At 58.7% G+C, this 14,410-nt stretch carries 14 protein-coding genes and 6 tRNA genes; 7 read left to right on the forward strand and 13 right to left on the reverse strand.

The genetic code is table 11. The features are described 5' to 3' along the window. Positions 1-195: 195 nt before the first annotated feature. The 6 genes from WF331_RS05660 to WF331_RS05685 all read right to left on the reverse strand — a co-directional run bounded on the left by WF331_RS05660 (position 196) and on the right by WF331_RS05685 (position 4,210). Positions 196-1,212 carry a replication initiator protein A gene (locus WF331_RS05660; RefSeq protein ID WP_337160267.1) on the reverse strand — a complete coding sequence of 339 codons (1,017 nt, stop codon included), beginning with the start codon at positions 1,210-1,212 and terminating at the stop codon, positions 196-198. 6 nt (positions 1,213-1,218) lie between these two features. After that, entirely contained in the window at positions 1,219-1,422 is a 204-nt protein-coding gene (locus WF331_RS05665; protein ID WP_128610139.1) for a helix-turn-helix transcriptional regulator, read from the reverse strand. A gap of 106 nt (positions 1,423-1,528) precedes the next feature. Then, positions 1,529-2,275 (reverse strand): hypothetical protein, encoded by a 747-nt coding sequence (locus tag WF331_RS05670; RefSeq protein WP_280070249.1) that lies wholly within the window; start codon positions 2,273-2,275, stop codon positions 1,529-1,531. Further along, entirely contained in the window at positions 2,272-3,486 is a 1,215-nt protein-coding gene (locus WF331_RS05675; protein WP_156867335.1) for a tyrosine-type recombinase/integrase, read from the reverse strand. Before WF331_RS05675 ends, WF331_RS05670 begins: the two co-directional genes overlap by 4 nt. Positions 3,487-3,652: 166 nt before the next feature. After that, a tRNA-Thr gene (locus WF331_RS05680) sits at positions 3,653-3,728 on the reverse strand. Positions 3,729-3,799: 71 nt separating this feature from the next. After that, positions 3,800-4,210, reverse strand: a complete 411-nt coding sequence (locus tag WF331_RS05685) for a pilin (RefSeq protein WP_016484801.1) — start codon at positions 4,208-4,210, stop codon at positions 3,800-3,802. Between the two features lie 216 nt (positions 4,211-4,426). Between WF331_RS05685 and WF331_RS05690 the strand changes: the two genes are divergently transcribed. From WF331_RS05690 to yacG, 4 genes are read left to right on the forward strand one after another with little or no spacing between them, the layout of a single operon-like run. Further along, positions 4,427-5,635: a type II secretion system F family protein gene (locus WF331_RS05690; RefSeq protein WP_284365294.1), complete on the forward strand. Its 1,209-nt coding sequence runs from the start codon at positions 4,427-4,429 to the stop codon at positions 5,633-5,635. A gap of 2 nt (positions 5,636-5,637) precedes the next feature. Beyond that, positions 5,638-6,504 carry a prepilin peptidase gene (locus WF331_RS05695; protein WP_284365291.1) on the forward strand — a complete coding sequence of 289 codons (867 nt, stop codon included), beginning with the start codon at positions 5,638-5,640 and terminating at the stop codon, positions 6,502-6,504. Further along, complete coding sequence (gene coaE / locus WF331_RS05700; RefSeq protein ID WP_049278022.1) at positions 6,504-7,127, forward strand: dephospho-CoA kinase; 624 nt, start codon at positions 6,504-6,506, stop codon at positions 7,125-7,127. The genes WF331_RS05695 and coaE overlap by 1 nt, the downstream gene beginning before the upstream one ends. Continuing rightward, complete coding sequence (gene yacG / locus WF331_RS05705) at positions 7,124-7,324, forward strand: DNA gyrase inhibitor YacG (RefSeq protein ID WP_016501579.1); 201 nt, start codon at positions 7,124-7,126, stop codon at positions 7,322-7,324. The genes coaE and yacG overlap by 4 nt, the downstream gene beginning before the upstream one ends. 134 nt (positions 7,325-7,458) lie before the next feature. On the opposite strand, the gene WF331_RS05710 is transcribed toward yacG, so the two are convergent. Continuing rightward, entirely contained in the window at positions 7,459-8,166 is a 708-nt protein-coding gene (locus WF331_RS05710) for an energy-coupling factor ABC transporter permease (protein ID WP_197864851.1), read from the reverse strand. 193 nt (positions 8,167-8,359) lie between these two features. Between WF331_RS05710 and WF331_RS05715 the strand changes: the two genes are divergently transcribed. The 3 genes from WF331_RS05715 (at position 8,360) to WF331_RS05725 (ending at position 10,676) form a co-directional block, all read left to right on the forward strand. Next, on the forward strand, positions 8,360-8,989 hold the full coding sequence (locus tag WF331_RS05715; protein ID WP_016501581.1) for a DUF1780 domain-containing protein: 630 nt from the start codon (positions 8,360-8,362) through the stop codon (positions 8,987-8,989). Positions 8,990-9,122: 133 nt separating this feature from the next. Beyond that, the gene (locus WF331_RS05720; RefSeq protein WP_013970765.1) at positions 9,123-9,296 is read left to right on the forward strand and encodes a DUF3094 family protein; all 174 of its coding nucleotides are present in this window, start codon (positions 9,123-9,125) and stop codon (positions 9,294-9,296) included. A gap of 84 nt (positions 9,297-9,380) precedes the next feature. Beyond that, positions 9,381-10,676, forward strand: a complete 1,296-nt coding sequence (locus WF331_RS05725) for an NAD(P)/FAD-dependent oxidoreductase (RefSeq protein WP_016501582.1) — start codon at positions 9,381-9,383, stop codon at positions 10,674-10,676. Between the two features lie 206 nt (positions 10,677-10,882). On the opposite strand, the gene WF331_RS05730 is transcribed toward WF331_RS05725, so the two are convergent. From WF331_RS05730 to clpB, 6 genes are all read right to left on the reverse strand, one after another. Next, positions 10,883-10,958, reverse strand: a tRNA-Lys gene (locus WF331_RS05730). A gap of 6 nt (positions 10,959-10,964) precedes the next feature. Beyond that, positions 10,965-11,041, reverse strand: a tRNA-Pro gene (locus tag WF331_RS05735). Positions 11,042-11,087: 46 nt separating this feature from the next. Beyond that, positions 11,088-11,163: transfer RNA gene (locus WF331_RS05740), tRNA-Lys, on the reverse strand. Positions 11,164-11,169: 6 nt separating this feature from the next. Further along, positions 11,170-11,246, reverse strand: a tRNA-Pro gene (locus tag WF331_RS05745). Positions 11,247-11,249: 3 nt separating this feature from the next. Continuing rightward, positions 11,250-11,325, reverse strand: a tRNA-Asn gene (locus WF331_RS05750). A 418-nt stretch (positions 11,326-11,743) separates the two neighbouring features. After that, entirely contained in the window at positions 11,744-14,308 is a 2,565-nt protein-coding gene (gene clpB / locus WF331_RS05755; RefSeq protein WP_016501583.1) for an ATP-dependent chaperone ClpB, read from the reverse strand. Positions 14,309-14,410: the final 102 nt, after the last annotated feature.

Consider the following 14,410-nt stretch of genomic DNA (forward strand, 5'->3'; position numbering starts at 1 on the left):
GAGCCTGGCTAGCATGTGAGGAAGCTATGTTTTACAGGGTTTTTGAAGGATTCAAAGCTTTAGACCTGAAAAGGCCGATTAATCCCTTATTTTTCAACGATATAAAAATTTCAGGAGTGGGCAATGGACGGGCCCTAGTGGTTAATCGACGGAAAATGGTGTGCAATGGACGGAATGTGGTGGGTAATAGACGGGTTATCCACAGCCTGAATCCCAGCCTCGTCGTGTCATGATCAGTTGCGGCCCGGATTGTCCAGCCTCCTCGTATAATTCATATTCAGGGAGATTATTCAACCTGATTAGAACCCTTAGAGTTCGACAGAACTCCTTAAAGCTTGTAACCCCGCTTCGCTCATAAACGGTTCTAAATCCCCACCGAGCCCTATCATTCCCCGCTGCACGTCGAGCCAAACGATAAATAAAGCGCCCAATAGCTGATTCGATTAGAAAATAGTCTGCACCGACAGTGAGAACTGTAGATTTTGGACTGCGCGTCACTTGCGAGTAGATCCAATTAGGCGCCTCAATTTCAACGCGATCTAGTCTGCCGCTGCCTGTGACGGAAAGCACACGATACCCACTAATAAGGCTTTCACTTTTCACCTCACGCATTATGAGCTTACTCTTATGTACAGCACGAGAAACCACACTTTTAATTACGGTTCCCTTTAAGCGATCCAATGCTGACTCAATTCTTCCCGACTGACCACCACCATCGCCGCGCTGACTAAACCTCAGCATATCCGAGACATGCATGGTAAAAACACGACTCGGCATTGCGCTGTGGCCTTTTTTATGGCGATTCATCGATTCGGTCAAATGCGATATCAACATCAACACAATATCGTAGTCCCAGATCGTTGCCATCCCATCTGGCCCTGCCTTCACCTCGACATAGCCATCTTTCAAGTTATACCGTATAACTTCACCTGCACGCTTTTCCTTTTTGGACATTCGAAACAGCGCAATGTCCATAAAGTGTCGACTATCTTTGGCCGCGATGCTTTCAGCTGTTACAAAAAAATCAACTAGCTCTACTTCTTCCGCGCTTTTACTTATGCTAGCTTCACGACACCTAGAATTTAATTCCTCCCAGGACTCACCAGGACGAGCTTGATCTTGGATTCGCGTCCCACTAACCCTAGCCTTAACTTGCGCCCAGGACTCACCTGGACGCGCCTCCTTTAGTAATCGTTCATGACTGGATGACAATTTGCATCATCCCTGCGACGCGTTAATTTTCTCAGCGATCCACGCATTCACATGCTCCGCTGGCCATGCCACAGAATTCGCTCCGAGAGAGATTCCAGGAGGAAACTCACCGGCTCGAATCAAGCGGTAGATCTGAGACTTGCTCAGCCCCACAAGGGCACAGACTCCCGGCAGGCGAAGCAGTAGAGGTGAGACAGGTTGGATAGCCATCTTGGCGGATCTCCTTGGAACCGGATTGGATGGCTATCGATTGAATGGCACCTGAGGCTGTGAGTCTTGGCAATTGCCATTTTTACAGGGAAATGCCAAAAAAACTCTAGCGAGGTTTCTTTGTACCCTTACGAAAACTATCATCCATGTATTTTTCTAGCGTTTTATGACTTCTAGGCATATCGGCTTCCGCGGCATCTGCAAGGTTTAAAATTGTCGTGCACAGGTTATATATTGAACTAGAGTCATGTAGCCTAGCGGCACGTAACTTGATAGTATCAGCACGCATTCTGGCCTTATCATCTACAGGCTGCTCAGTGTGAGCCCTGTCAACTTCCTTAATCAAATCAACCAAACCACTGATTATCTGACCAATCGACGCCATCTCTTTTGCCCGAGACGCCTTCCCTTCATTACTGATTTCGATTTTTGCACTAGCCTCCTCAACCAGAAAGTATTTAGGAACTTCAATTCCTGCCTGCCCAAACCACTCAGCCAAAGTCTTCTTGGACAAGAATATTAGGCCTGCCGGCACATCCCTAGTATCTCGACAACTTTCAGAGTATGTAGTAACAAGATCAAACCCTTCCTTAGATACAGAACCATACAAACCATAAAAATAGTTCAAGACACCTTCAAAAAAAAGCTTATATTTTCGAATCGAATGTCGCGAAGAATCTACCCTCCCGACCCAGAATACATGGCTAGGCAGTGCAAACCTTCCTTGGGCCTTATACTCTTGGTGTAGCTCGCCAATCAACTCATGTAGAGCGTGCGCTGCATCGGGAACATCAACGCCGTAATATTTAGCATATTCAGAAACCAGCTCAGGCAGACGTATTTCATCACTCATACGGCACTCTCCCTCATCTTTCTATAAGCGTCAGTAGTTGACGACAATTCATCAAGATGATCGGCATACCATTGAAGCATTTCGCGACGCCCCTCTAAGTACTGAGCGTGGTTATAGGTGCCGCGAATACTATTTTTGTCTACATGTGCAAGCTGAGTTTCAACCCACTCACTGCGATACCCCTGCTCATGCAGAGTGGTGGACATCGTGTGGCGGAATCCGTGTCCAGTAGCCCTGCCATCGTAGCCGGAGCGCTTGAGCAATTGATTAATAGCAGCTTCGCTCATCGCCTTCGCCGGATCGTTCCGACCTGGGAAGGCAAGCGTGTAGCCGCCTGTAATGCCTTGGAGTTCACACAAAGCGGCGATTGCTTGCTTGGACAAAGGGACTAGGTGGGCGCGGCGCATCTTCATCCGGGCGGCCGGAATCATCCAGAGCTTTTGTTCCAAGTCAAACTCAGACCAGGGGGCGCCTCTCAATTCAGCGGTCCGTACCCCCGTCAGAATGAGCAGTCGGGTAGCAATCTTCACTACATCATGGCCAGGACACTCCTGAAAGCTGCGTATCAACTCAGGAAGCTCGGAGATAGGCAGAAACGGATAGTGTCGAGACGTCGGGGTCTGCAGTGCTCCTCCGATGTCTGCGATTGGGTTGTACTCGATACGTCCAGTGGCAATCGCAAAACGATAAACTTCTTGGCAACGTTGCCGAACCTTACGCAGCTTCTCCAGAGCGCCCCTGGACTCGATACGGCGGAAGACCTGCAACCACTGCATGGGCTTGATATCAGCTAACGGGAAAGACCCGACTTGCGGAAAGATATCGAGCTCGAAGGCCTCGATTACATCAGTGGCATAACCTGCTGACCAACGAGGCGACTTGTGCTGATGCCACTCCAACGCCAGGCTCTTGAAAGTATTCGCACGTGAGACCGCTGCCTGTGCTCGTGCAACCTTTCGCTCAAGCCCAGGATGTCGCCCCTGCGCCACAAGCTGACGGGCCTCTGAGGCATGCTGTCGCGCCTGCGCAAGAGTTACTTTTTCGATGGTGCCAAGCGAAATGTGTGACTGCTTGCCATCCAAGCGGAATCGAAAGCGCCACGACTTGCCACCCGCTGCACGAATCCAGAGAAACAAGCCTCCCCCGTCGGCAAGCCCATAGTCCCGTTCACGTGGAGCGGCATTCTTAACCTGTAGTGCCGTCAAAGGCATGCTGAGTACCCATGGATTATTGAACCACAGTAAGGTACTCGCACAGGTACTCAAAGGACAAGCGCTGGGATGGAACTGGATGGCACTGCATAAAACAGAAAGCCCGCACTAGGTGGGCTTTTGAGGAGTTTCATGCGACTGCTTGGCACTGCATGAATCTATTGACTGGTGCCGGAGACAGGAATCGAACCTGCGACCTTCGCGTTACGAGTGCGCTGCTCTACCGACTGAGCTACACCGGCGTGTAGCGCAACGTACCACTGCTCACACCCGCAACGCAAACCCCTGTTTCCGCTGGTTTATTGCCCTGCCCTCAAGCCCCCTTGCACCCCTTGGGCGCCAGGTCTTCCTCAATGTCGGTGGTGCACGCCCAGCCGCTGGCCGAGCGGGTCAGGGTCAGTGCCTTGCCCAGCACGTTGGCCGGGGCATCCACCAGCGTGCAAGCAATGCTGCCGCTGCCATCTGCCGCCTTGCCGCTAGCGGTGATCGCACAATGCGCGGTCGCCGGCTGGCCACCCAGTTCGGCCACGGCCGCTACGTCTTTCCCGTCATTCAACCGCAGGTCCATCGCCGTCTTCAGCGCGCTGATTTCCAGCAGGCCGGCCGCGGCCTTGGAGCGTGCCTGGTGGTTGGTGTACATCGGTAAGGCGATGGTCGCCAGAATGCCGATGATCGCGACAACGATCATCAGTTCGATCAGGGTGATACCGCGTTGCCCTTTCATGAACATCTTTCCTTTTTGATTCGCTTACACATTGAGGTGGGTTGCGCCCCAACCGGCAGCGGCGCAGTAGGCCTGAACAGACACCTTTTGTCACCCCTGCCCGCTTGGGCGTCATCTTCGCTGAACTACTCTAGTGAGCATCACGGACGCGCGCCCTTGAATGGACGCGGCAAGCTGTTTCCAGGCTTGTCGCCGGGGCAGAAAAAGGACCTTTGCATGACTTCAACTTCACTGCTTTACAGCTGGCACGGCACCGACGCCAACGGCACGCCGGTCAGCGGCCAAACGCCTGGGCGCAGCCCGGCTTATGTGCGCGCCGGGCTGATTCGCCAAGGGATCACGGTAGCCAGTCTGCGGCCGGCCAGCGGGCTGGCGTTCAGTTTGCCGAAGCGGCGGGTGAAGGCGGACCCGGCGGGGTTCAGCCGGCAGTTGGCGACCTTGCTCAAGGCCGGGGTGCCGCTGTTGCAGGCGTTCGAGGTGATGGGGCGCAGTGGTTGCGATGCGGCGCAGGCGGCGTTGCTGAGTAGATTGAAACAGGATGTGGCCTCGGGCCTGGGGCTGGCGGATGCGTTGCAGCGTCACCCGGCATGGTTTGATGCGTTGTACTGCAACCTGGTGCGGGTAGGTGAGCAGTCCGGCACGCTGGACCGGCAGCTGGAGCAACTGGCGGGCATGCTGGAACAGCACCGGGCGCTGCACAAGAAGGTGCGCAAGGCGATGGTCTATCCGCTGCTGCTGTTGCTGACGGGGCTGGGGGTGTCGGCGATCTTGTTGCTGGAGGTGATCCCGAAATTCGAAAGCATGTTCTCGGGCATGGGCGCGGCGTTGCCGGCATTTACCCAATGGGTGATCGACTTGTCCACAGGGCTGAGCCGGTTTGCGCCGCTGTTGCTGGTGATAGGGGTTGTGCTGGGTTTGGCCGTGCGCCAGCTGTATCGGCAGCATGCGCCAGCGCGCCTGTGGATATCTCGGCGGGTGCTGGGCTTGCCGCTGTTCGGCAAGTTGCTGAGGGAGGCGGCGCTGGCGCGGTTTGCGCGTAGCCTGGCAACGTCGTACGGCGCCGGGGTGCCGTTGCTGGATGCGCTGGGCACGGTGGCCAGGGTGATAGGGGACGAGCTGCATGAGCAGGCGGTGTTGCGGCTGCGCCAGGGCATGGCCAACGGGCAGGGGCTGAACCAGGCGATGGCGGGCGAGTTGCTGTTCCCAGCGCTGCTGGTGCAGCTGACCGCCATCGGAGAGTCCAGTGGCACGCTGGACCAGATGCTGGAAAAAGCCGCCAGCCATTACGAGGAACAGGTCAGCCAGGCGCTGGACCAGTTGACCAGCCTGCTGGAGCCGGCCATCGTGCTGATCCTGGGCCTGCTGGTGGGTGGCCTGGTGGTGGCGATGTACCTGCCGATCTTCCAGTTGGGTAGCTTGATCTGAACATGACTTTATGGACTTTGCTGGCTGAGCAGCCGGCGTACTTCCTTACCCTGGCCACGGTGCTCGGCTTGCTGGTGGGCAGCTTTCTCAACGTGCTGGTGTATCGCCTGCCGATCATGCTGGAGCGCCAGTGGCAGCGTGAGGCGCAGGAGGTATTGGGGCTGCCGCTTGCGCAACACGAACGGTTCGACCTGTGCCTGCCGGCATCCCGCTGCCCGCACTGCGCGCATCAGATTCGCGCGTGGGAGAACATTCCGGTGCTCAGCTACCTGGCGTTGCGCGGGCGGTGCTCAGCCTGCAAAACGCGTATCAGCCCGCGCTACCCGCTGGTCGAGATAGCCAGCGCGCTGCTGTCGCTGGTGGTGGCCTGGCGTTTTGGCGCTTCGGCCGAGGCGTTGCTGGCACTGCCGCTCACGTGGTGCCTGTTGGCCCTGAGCCTGATCGATGCGGACCACCAATTGCTGCCGGATGTGCTGGTGCTGCCGATGCTGTGGCTTGGGCTGATCGTGAACGCCTTTGGCCTGTATGTGCCACTGGCCGACGCGTTGTGGGGCGCAGTGGCCGGGTACCTCAGCCTGTGGACGGTGTACTGGGTGTTCAAGCTGGTCACCGGCAAGGAAGGCATGGGCTACGGCGACTTCAAGCTGATGGCGCTGATCGGGGCCTGGGGCGGTTGGCAGGTGCTGCCGTTGACGCTGCTGCTGTCGTCGGTGGTGGGGGCGCTGGTTGGCCTGTGCCTGCTGCGTTTGCGCCGGTATGCGATGGGCACGGCGATACCGTTTGGCCCTTATCTGGCGATTGCGGGGTGGATTGCTGTGCTCTGGGGTGATGAAATATACGCCTCTTACATGCAACTGCTTGGATACTGATGGCCACTGCAGCCTTTACCCCCTGGATTCTCGGCCTGACCGGCGGCATTGGTAGCGGCAAGAGCGCTGCTGCCGAGCGCTTTGTCGAGCTTGGCGTGCACCTGGTCGACGCCGACCAGGCGGCGCGCTGGGTTGTCGAACCTGGCCGCCCGGCCCTGGCCAGCATCGTCGAGCGCTTCGGCCCGGGTGTGTTGCAGGCGGACGGCCAGCTTGATCGCGCCGCTTTGCGCCAGCTGATCTTCGCCGACCCGGCGCAGCGCAAATGGCTGGAGCAACTGCTGCACCCGCTGATCGGGCAAGAGATTTTCAGCTACCTGGCCAAGGCGCAGTCGCCGTATGCGGTGTACGTGTCTCCGCTGCTGATCGAATCGGGCCAGTACCACAAGACCCAGCGCGTGCTGGTGATCGATGCGCCACAGGAGCTGCAAATAGCCCGTACCCTGGCGCGGGACAACACCAGTGCCGAACAGGTGCAGGCGATTCTGCAGGCCCAGCTGGCCCGTGAGGAGCGCCTGCGCCATGCCGATGATGTGGTGGTCAACGACGGCGGCCTGGCCGCGCTGCATGAGCAGATTGACCGCCTGCACCACTTTTACCTGACTTTGAAAGGAGGCCAGCCATGAGCCAGCCGTTGACCGTCGATTGCCCTACTTGTGGCGCACCTGTGGAATGGGCCGAAAAAAGCGCGTTCCGGCCGTTTTGTTCGGACCGCTGCAAACTGATCGACCTGGGGGCCTGGGCAGCCGAGGAGCACAAGATTGCGGGGTCGGAAGAGTCCGAAGATGAGCTGTATTCGGGGGACCTGGAGCCGCGGCACTGAGCTGATTACAAGGTGGGTGCGCCGGCCCTTTCGCGGGTGAACCCGCTCCCACAAATATCGCGTGTGCCCGAAACGTGCGCGGTCCCTGTGGGAGCGGGTTTACCCGCGAAAGGGCCGGCACAGCCACCACTCATTCACCGCTCATCTTCCTTCCACGGCGCCTGCAGATACCGTGTGCGGTTGAAGGTTTCCAGCCACTCCGGGCAAAACACCACCAGCGCACTGATCACCATGCCGTTGATGAACGCCTCGGGGAACATCATCAGCCACAGGTAGCCGACAAAGTCGCTGAGCCACTCCGGCAGGGCAAAACGCCCGTCCAGCCACAACAACCCTAGCGCCGCTGGTACGCAAACCAGCACGGTGAGCGCTGCCGGGAAGAACCCCGAACAGAAGATATAAACGAACAGGTTTCGCGGCTGGGCGCGCTCGACCACTATCGCGCACACCTCGGTAATCAGCACCGGCAAACCAATCAGCAACAAGCCGTTCACCCCGAGCGCCGCCAGGTCCTGTCGCCCTAACGCCAGCAAGCCAAGTTGGGCCATGAACCCGCCCAGCACCGCCAGCGGCCAGTCCAGCAACAGGGTGACCGCGGTCATGCCAATAAAGTGGTACGACACCCCGGTATCAAAATCGCGCCTCACCAGCCACAGCGCGAACAGGCAGAACACCGTGCCAAACAGCAAATGCTGGCGGCGCCGGTCGGTGAACAGTTCAACCCAGCGAACCCGGCTTACCGCCCAGATCAGCAACGGCACAAAACCCAGCCAGCCAAGAGTAAGGGTGGTGCCGGACAACACCTGCGCGCTGATCACCTGAACAATACCCTTTGCAGCCATGTGGATAAGATCGAGTCTACACCCATTCTCCCTTTCCTTCGGCTGCGGTGGATTAGTGCCCTCATTCGATCCAGGAAGCATCGGTCAAGCCCGAAGAAATCGGGCGCACCTGTGCAAGCGTTGTCGGTACTGGGCTGATTCCCACGCTTAAACAGCATCTTACCGTCATCGATTAGCGGCTAAGCTTGTCTGCATGGATGACTCAGACTACCTGCGCCTGCTTACCATCCAGGCCGAGCAAGCTAACGCCTTTCTCTCCAACGCCCGCAAGTGGGAGCGGGAGCGTTGGGTGTGCCAGCGACTGTTGCAGGGGTTGAACATCCCCTACCGCAGCGAGGACTTCACCCCGGCCGGGCAAGAGCCGCCCGATGTGCTGTTCCGCGATGCGGCCTTCGAGGTGTTTTTCGTGCTCGACGAGGGGCGTCGGCTGAACGATGAGTGGCGCGAAGAGCTGCAGCGCCGGCGCAGTGCGTTTTCCCTGGCACAACTGGTGCGCCGTGAAGCGCGCCCACGGCGTATCAGTGCCACCGAGCTGCTGGCGCGCCTGGCGCCTACCTTGCGCAAGAAAGCGCACAACTACCGGGAACGCGGGCTGGAGCTGAACGAGCTGGACATCATCGCCTTCTCCAGCCTCAAGCGCGAAGTGCTCGACCTCAACACCCACTTCCCGCCGCCCACCGAATACCTGCGCCAGGGCTGGCGCTCGTTGTCGCTGGTGGGGCCGACGTTTGCCCGGGTGCTGTTCGCCCACCCCGACGCGCCAGACTTCCTGCGTGGCAACCTGGGGCGCAGCATTGTTTTTGATGTGGGCATCAGTCTTTGATCCAGTGCAGCGAGTGTTTGCGATGGCGTACACTCGGCGCCAGAGATAGAAAGCATTATCATTTGTTTCAAAGCGCCTGCACGAACGCTGTAGCGTTTGCGCAGTCACAAACGTCTACCTGACGAGGCCCACCATGACCAGCCGCCTGAACCCGGAAGATCAGCGTCGTGTCGATGAGTATCTGCGAGCCCCCCAGCACCAAGTCGAGCGCAGGCCATTCCGGCCGTGGCTGCTCCTTGTGCTGGTGGTGGCCGTGACCATCGGGTTGGGTCTCATCAGCCGCCTGCTGAGTGGACTGGTGCTATGAGCTGCTTCGCGCTCGCCCTCCCCTCGTGCAGTTTGCGGCCGGCCCAAAGGGCCACGAATTCCGTAAACCTTATGAGATATCCCCATGACTCATCGCATCGTGATTGTCGGCGGCGGCGCCGGCGGCCTGGAACTGGCGACCCGCCTGGGTAAAAGCCTGGGCAAGCGCAAGCAGGCCGACATCACCCTGGTCGACGCCAACCTCACGCACATCTGGAAGCCACTGCTGCACGAAGTGGCCGCCGGCTCGCTGAACTCCTCGGAAGACGAACTGAACTACGTGGCCCAGGCCAAGTGGAACCACTTCAACTTCCAGCTGGGGCGCATGAGCGGCCTGGACCGTGAGGGCAAGCAGATTCAACTGGCCGCCACCCTCGATGATGAGGGCCGCGAGCTGTTGCCTGCGCGCACCCTGGGCTACGACACCCTGGTCATTGCCGTGGGTTCCAACACCAACGACTTCGGTACCTTGGGCGCGGCGCAGCATTGCCTGTTCCTCGACACGCGCAAGCAGGCCGAGCGCTTCCATCAGCAGTTGCTCAACCACTACCTGCGCGCCCACGCCGGCGACGTGGCCAGCGAGCAGATCAGCGTAGCCATCGTCGGCGCCGGTGCCACCGGTGTGGAACTGGCGGCCGAGCTGCACCACGCCGCCCACGAGCTGGCGGCTTATGGCCTGGACCGCATCCAGCCCAAGGACATGCACATCACCATCATCGAGGCAGGCCCACGCGTGCTGCCGGCGCTGCCGGAGCGCATCAGCGTGCCGGTGCACAAGACCCTGGAAAAACTCGGGGTGAAGGTGATGACCAACGCGGCTGTCAGTGAAGTGACCGAGGACGGCCTGAAAACCAAGGACGGCGAGGTGATCCAGGCCAGCCTGAAAGTGTGGGCGGCGGGTATTCGTGCGCCGGGCTTCCTGAAGGACATCGATGGGCTGGAAACCAACCGCATCAACCAGCTGGTGGTGCGCCCTACCCTGCAGACCACCCGCGACGACAACATCTTCGCCTTCGGTGACTGCGCCGCCTGCCCGCAACCGGGTAGCGACCGCAATGTGCCGCCACGTGCCCAGGCGGCACACCAGCAGGCTTCGATGCTGGCGCAAAGCCTGAAGGCGCGCCTGGAGAACAAGACGCTGCCGACCTACGAGTACAAGGACTACGGCTCGCTGGTGTCGCTGTCGCGCTTCTCGGCGGTGGGCAACCTGATGGGTAACCTGATGGGCAGCGTGAAGCTGGAAGGCTGGCTGGCGCGGATGTTCTACGTGTCGCTGTACCGCATGCACCAGATGGCGTTGTACGGGTTCTTCCGCACGGCGTTGATGATGCTGGGGAGCAAGATTGGCCGGGGTACCGAGCCACGCCTGAAGCTGCACTGACAGGCACCCGCTCCTGCAGGCCATGCACTGACCTGTAGGAGCAGCCTTGTGCTGCGAAGAGGCCATTACCCGCAGAGAAAATCTTTTACCGTACCGGCCCTTTCGCAGCACAAGGCTGCTCCTACAAGGGCCTGTGTAGCGGTAAGAGGTGGGTTAAATTTGAGGCAAAAGAAAAAGGGCATCTCTTTCGAGATGCCCTTTATTCATGGTGGGTCGTGTAGGATTCGAACCTACGACCAATTGGTTAAAAGCCAACTGCTCTACCAACTGAGCTAACGACCCGGAAAATGGTCGGGGTGAGGGGATTCGAACTCCTGACATCCTGCTCCCAAAGCAGGCGCGCTACCGGACTGCGCTACACCCCGGGTCTTTCAAAAAAAAGGGCATCTCTTGGAGATGCCCTTCTTTACATGGTGGGTCGTGTAGGATTCGAACCTACGACCAATTGGTTAAAAGCCAACTGCTCTACCAACTGAGCTAACGACCCGGAAAATGGTCGGGGTGAGGGGATTCGAACTCCTGACATCCTGCTCCCAAAGCAGGCGCGCTACCGGACTGCGCTACACCCCGAGATGGCTCCGCGACCTGGACTCGAACCAGGGACCCAATGATTAACAGTCATTTGCTCTACCGACTGAGCTATCGCGGAACTGAACTTCGGTACAACTTACCGATTTGCTACTCCGAAGGCTGTGTTCGCTTCGGACTCTTTAGCTTCTTAGCTTTCGCTTTGTCGCTGCTGAGGCCGGCTATTCTACATTCTTCGTTTTGCTTGTCAACCACTTTTTTTCATTCAACTTACTGATTTGTAAGTTGTTTTGCGGTCACCGATGTTGCTGGTGATTCGCTTAGTGCCTGACAACGCGGCGTATATTAGGGTCACTCGAATTTTGATGCAAGCAAAAATTTCAAAAATTTCAGCAAGTTATCCTGGATTCCCCGGAAGCCCCGGTTTTACTGGGCTGTGCCGGCCTCTTCGCGGGTAAACCCGCTGCCACAGGGGCCCCACAGCGCCTGGGAGAAAGCAAAAAAAAGCCCCGCAAAAGCGGGGCTCATGGTGAAACACATTACCCAAAGACGATTTCGTCGCCTTCCACTGTGGCGGTAATCGACGTACCCGGCACAAACTGGCCAGCCAAGATCAGCTGCGCCAGCGGGTTTTCGATCCACCGCTGGATAGCCCGCTTCAGCGGCCGTGCGCCGTACACAGGGTCGTAACCCACGGCAATCAGCTTGTCCAACGCTTCCGGGCTCAGGCTCAACGACAGTTCGCGCTCCAGCAGACGGCTGCGCAGGCGGCCCAGCTGGATCTCGGTAATGCCGGCGATCTGCTCGCGGCCCAGTGGCTCGAACACCACCACTTCGTCGATACGGTTGATGAACTCCGGACGGAAATGCGCGCCCACTGCATCCATCACCGCCGCACGCTGTGCCTCGCGGTCGCCTACCAGCTCCTGGATCTGTGCCGAGCCCAGGTTGGAGGTCATCACGATCACCGTGTTGCGGAAGTCCACGGTGCGCCCGTGGCTGTCGGTCAGGCGGCCGTCTTCCAGCACCTGCAGCAGCACGTTGAACACATCCGGGTGGGCTTTCTCCACCTCATCCAGCAGCACCACCGAGTATGGCTTGCGCCGTACGGCCTCGGTCAGGTAACCGCCCTCTTCATACCCTACATACCCTGGTGGTGCACCGATCAGGCGAGCCACAGAGTGTTTCTCCATGAACTCGGACATGTCGATGCGCACCATCGCCTCTTCGGTGTCGAACAGGAACTCGGCCAGCGCCTTGCACAGCTCGGTCTTGCCCACACCGGTGGGGCCGAGGAACAGGAACGAACCGCTTGGCCGGCTCGGGTCGGACAGCCCTGCACGCGAGCGGCGCACGGCGTTGGCCACGGCGGTTACCGCCTCGTTCTGGCCGATTACGCGCTGGTGCAGCAGCGCTTCCATTTTCAGCAGCTTCTCGCGCTCGCCTTCCAGCATCTTGGACACAGGGATGCCGGTCCACTTCGACACCACTTCGGCAATTTCTTCCTCGGTTACCTTGTTGCGCAGCAACTGGTTTTCGGTCTTGCCGTGCTGGTCGACCATCTGCAGGCTGCGCTCCAGGTCGGGGATTACCCCGTACTGCAGCTCGGCCATGCGGCTCAGGTCACCTTTGCGGCGGGCGGCTTCCAGCTCCTGGCGGGCTTGTTCGATCTTTTGCTGGATCTGCGCAGAGCCCTGCACTTCGGCCTTTTCCGATGCCCAGATTTCTTCCAGGTCGGAATATTCACGCTCCAACCGCTCGATTTCTTCGGTCAGCTTCTCGAGGCGTTTTTTCGCCGCTTCGTCTTCTTCCTTCTTCAGCGCCTGCGATTCCACCTTCAACTGGATCAGGCGGCGATCAAGGCGGTCGAGCACTTCCGGCTTGGAGTCGATCTCCATGCGGATGCGGCTGGCCGCTTCGTCAATCAGGTCAATCGCCTTGTCCGGCAGCTGGCGGTCAGTGATATAGCGGTGGCTGAGCTTGGCGGCTGCGATAATGGCACCGTCGGTGATGGCCACCTTGTGGTGCACTTCATAGCGCTCTTTCAGGCCACGCAGAATCGCGATGGTGTCCTCCTCGCTCGGCTCCTCTACCAGCACCTTCTGGAAGCGGCGCTCCAGGGCGGCGTCCTTCTCGATGTACTGGCGGTACTCGTTCAGCGTGGTGGCGCCGACGCAGTGCAGCTCGCCGCGCGCCAAGGCTGGCTTGAGCATGTTGCCGGCATCCATGGCGCCTTCGCCTTTACCGGCGCCGACCATGGTGTGCAGTTCATCGATGAACAGGATGATCTGGCCTTCCTGCTTGGACAGCTCGTTCAAAAGCGATTTGAGGCGCTCTTCGAACTCGCCGCGGTACTTGGCACCGGCAATCAGCGCGCCCATGTCCAGCGCCAGCAGGCGCTTGCCCTTGAGGCCATCAGGCACTTCACCATTGATGATGCGCTGGGCCAAGCCTTCGGCGATGGCGGTTTTACCCACACCGGGCTCACCGATCAACACCGGGTTGTTCTTGGTACGGCGTTGCAGCACCTGCACGGTACGGCGGATTTCATCGTCACGGCCAATCACCGGGTCCAGCTTGCCTTCTTCGGCACGCTTGGTGAGGTCGACGGTGTACTTGTCCAGCGCCTGGCGCGACTCTTCGGCGTTGGCATCATTCACTGCCGCGCCGCCACGCAGGTTGTTGATGGCGTTTTCCAGAGCTTTCTTGCTCACGCCCTGGCTCAGCAGCAGCTTGCCGAGCTTGCTGTTCTCGTCCATGGCAGCCAGCAACACCAGTTCGCTGGAAATGAACTGGTCGCCCTTCTGCTGGGCGAGGCGGTCGGCCTGGTTAAGCAGGCGTGCCAGATCCTGCGACATGTTCACGTCGCCGGTGGGGTTCTGGATTTTCGGTAGCTGGTCGAGCTCTTTCACCAGTGCCTGGCGCAGGCTGTTGATGTCGAAGCCAACCTGCATCAGCAGCGGCTTGATCGAACCGCCCTGCTGTTCAAGCAGTGCCTGCATCAGGTGCACGGGCTCGATGGCTGGGTGGTCCATGCCAACGGCCAGGGATTGAGCATCGGATATTGCTAATTGTAGCTTGCTGGTCAAACGGTCTATTCGCATGGTGTACCTTCCTTTAAAGGGCAGGTCGGAGCGATGGACAGCGCCTGTTTATGAAGAAACCTGCCTGAGATGACCTTATAGATAAGGCTGATTCTGGAAGAT

Origin of the sequence: Pseudomonas sp. YNh (assembly GCF_037993085.1) — a bacterium.
Classification (GTDB): domain Bacteria; phylum Pseudomonadota; class Gammaproteobacteria; order Pseudomonadales; family Pseudomonadaceae; genus Aquipseudomonas; species Aquipseudomonas putida.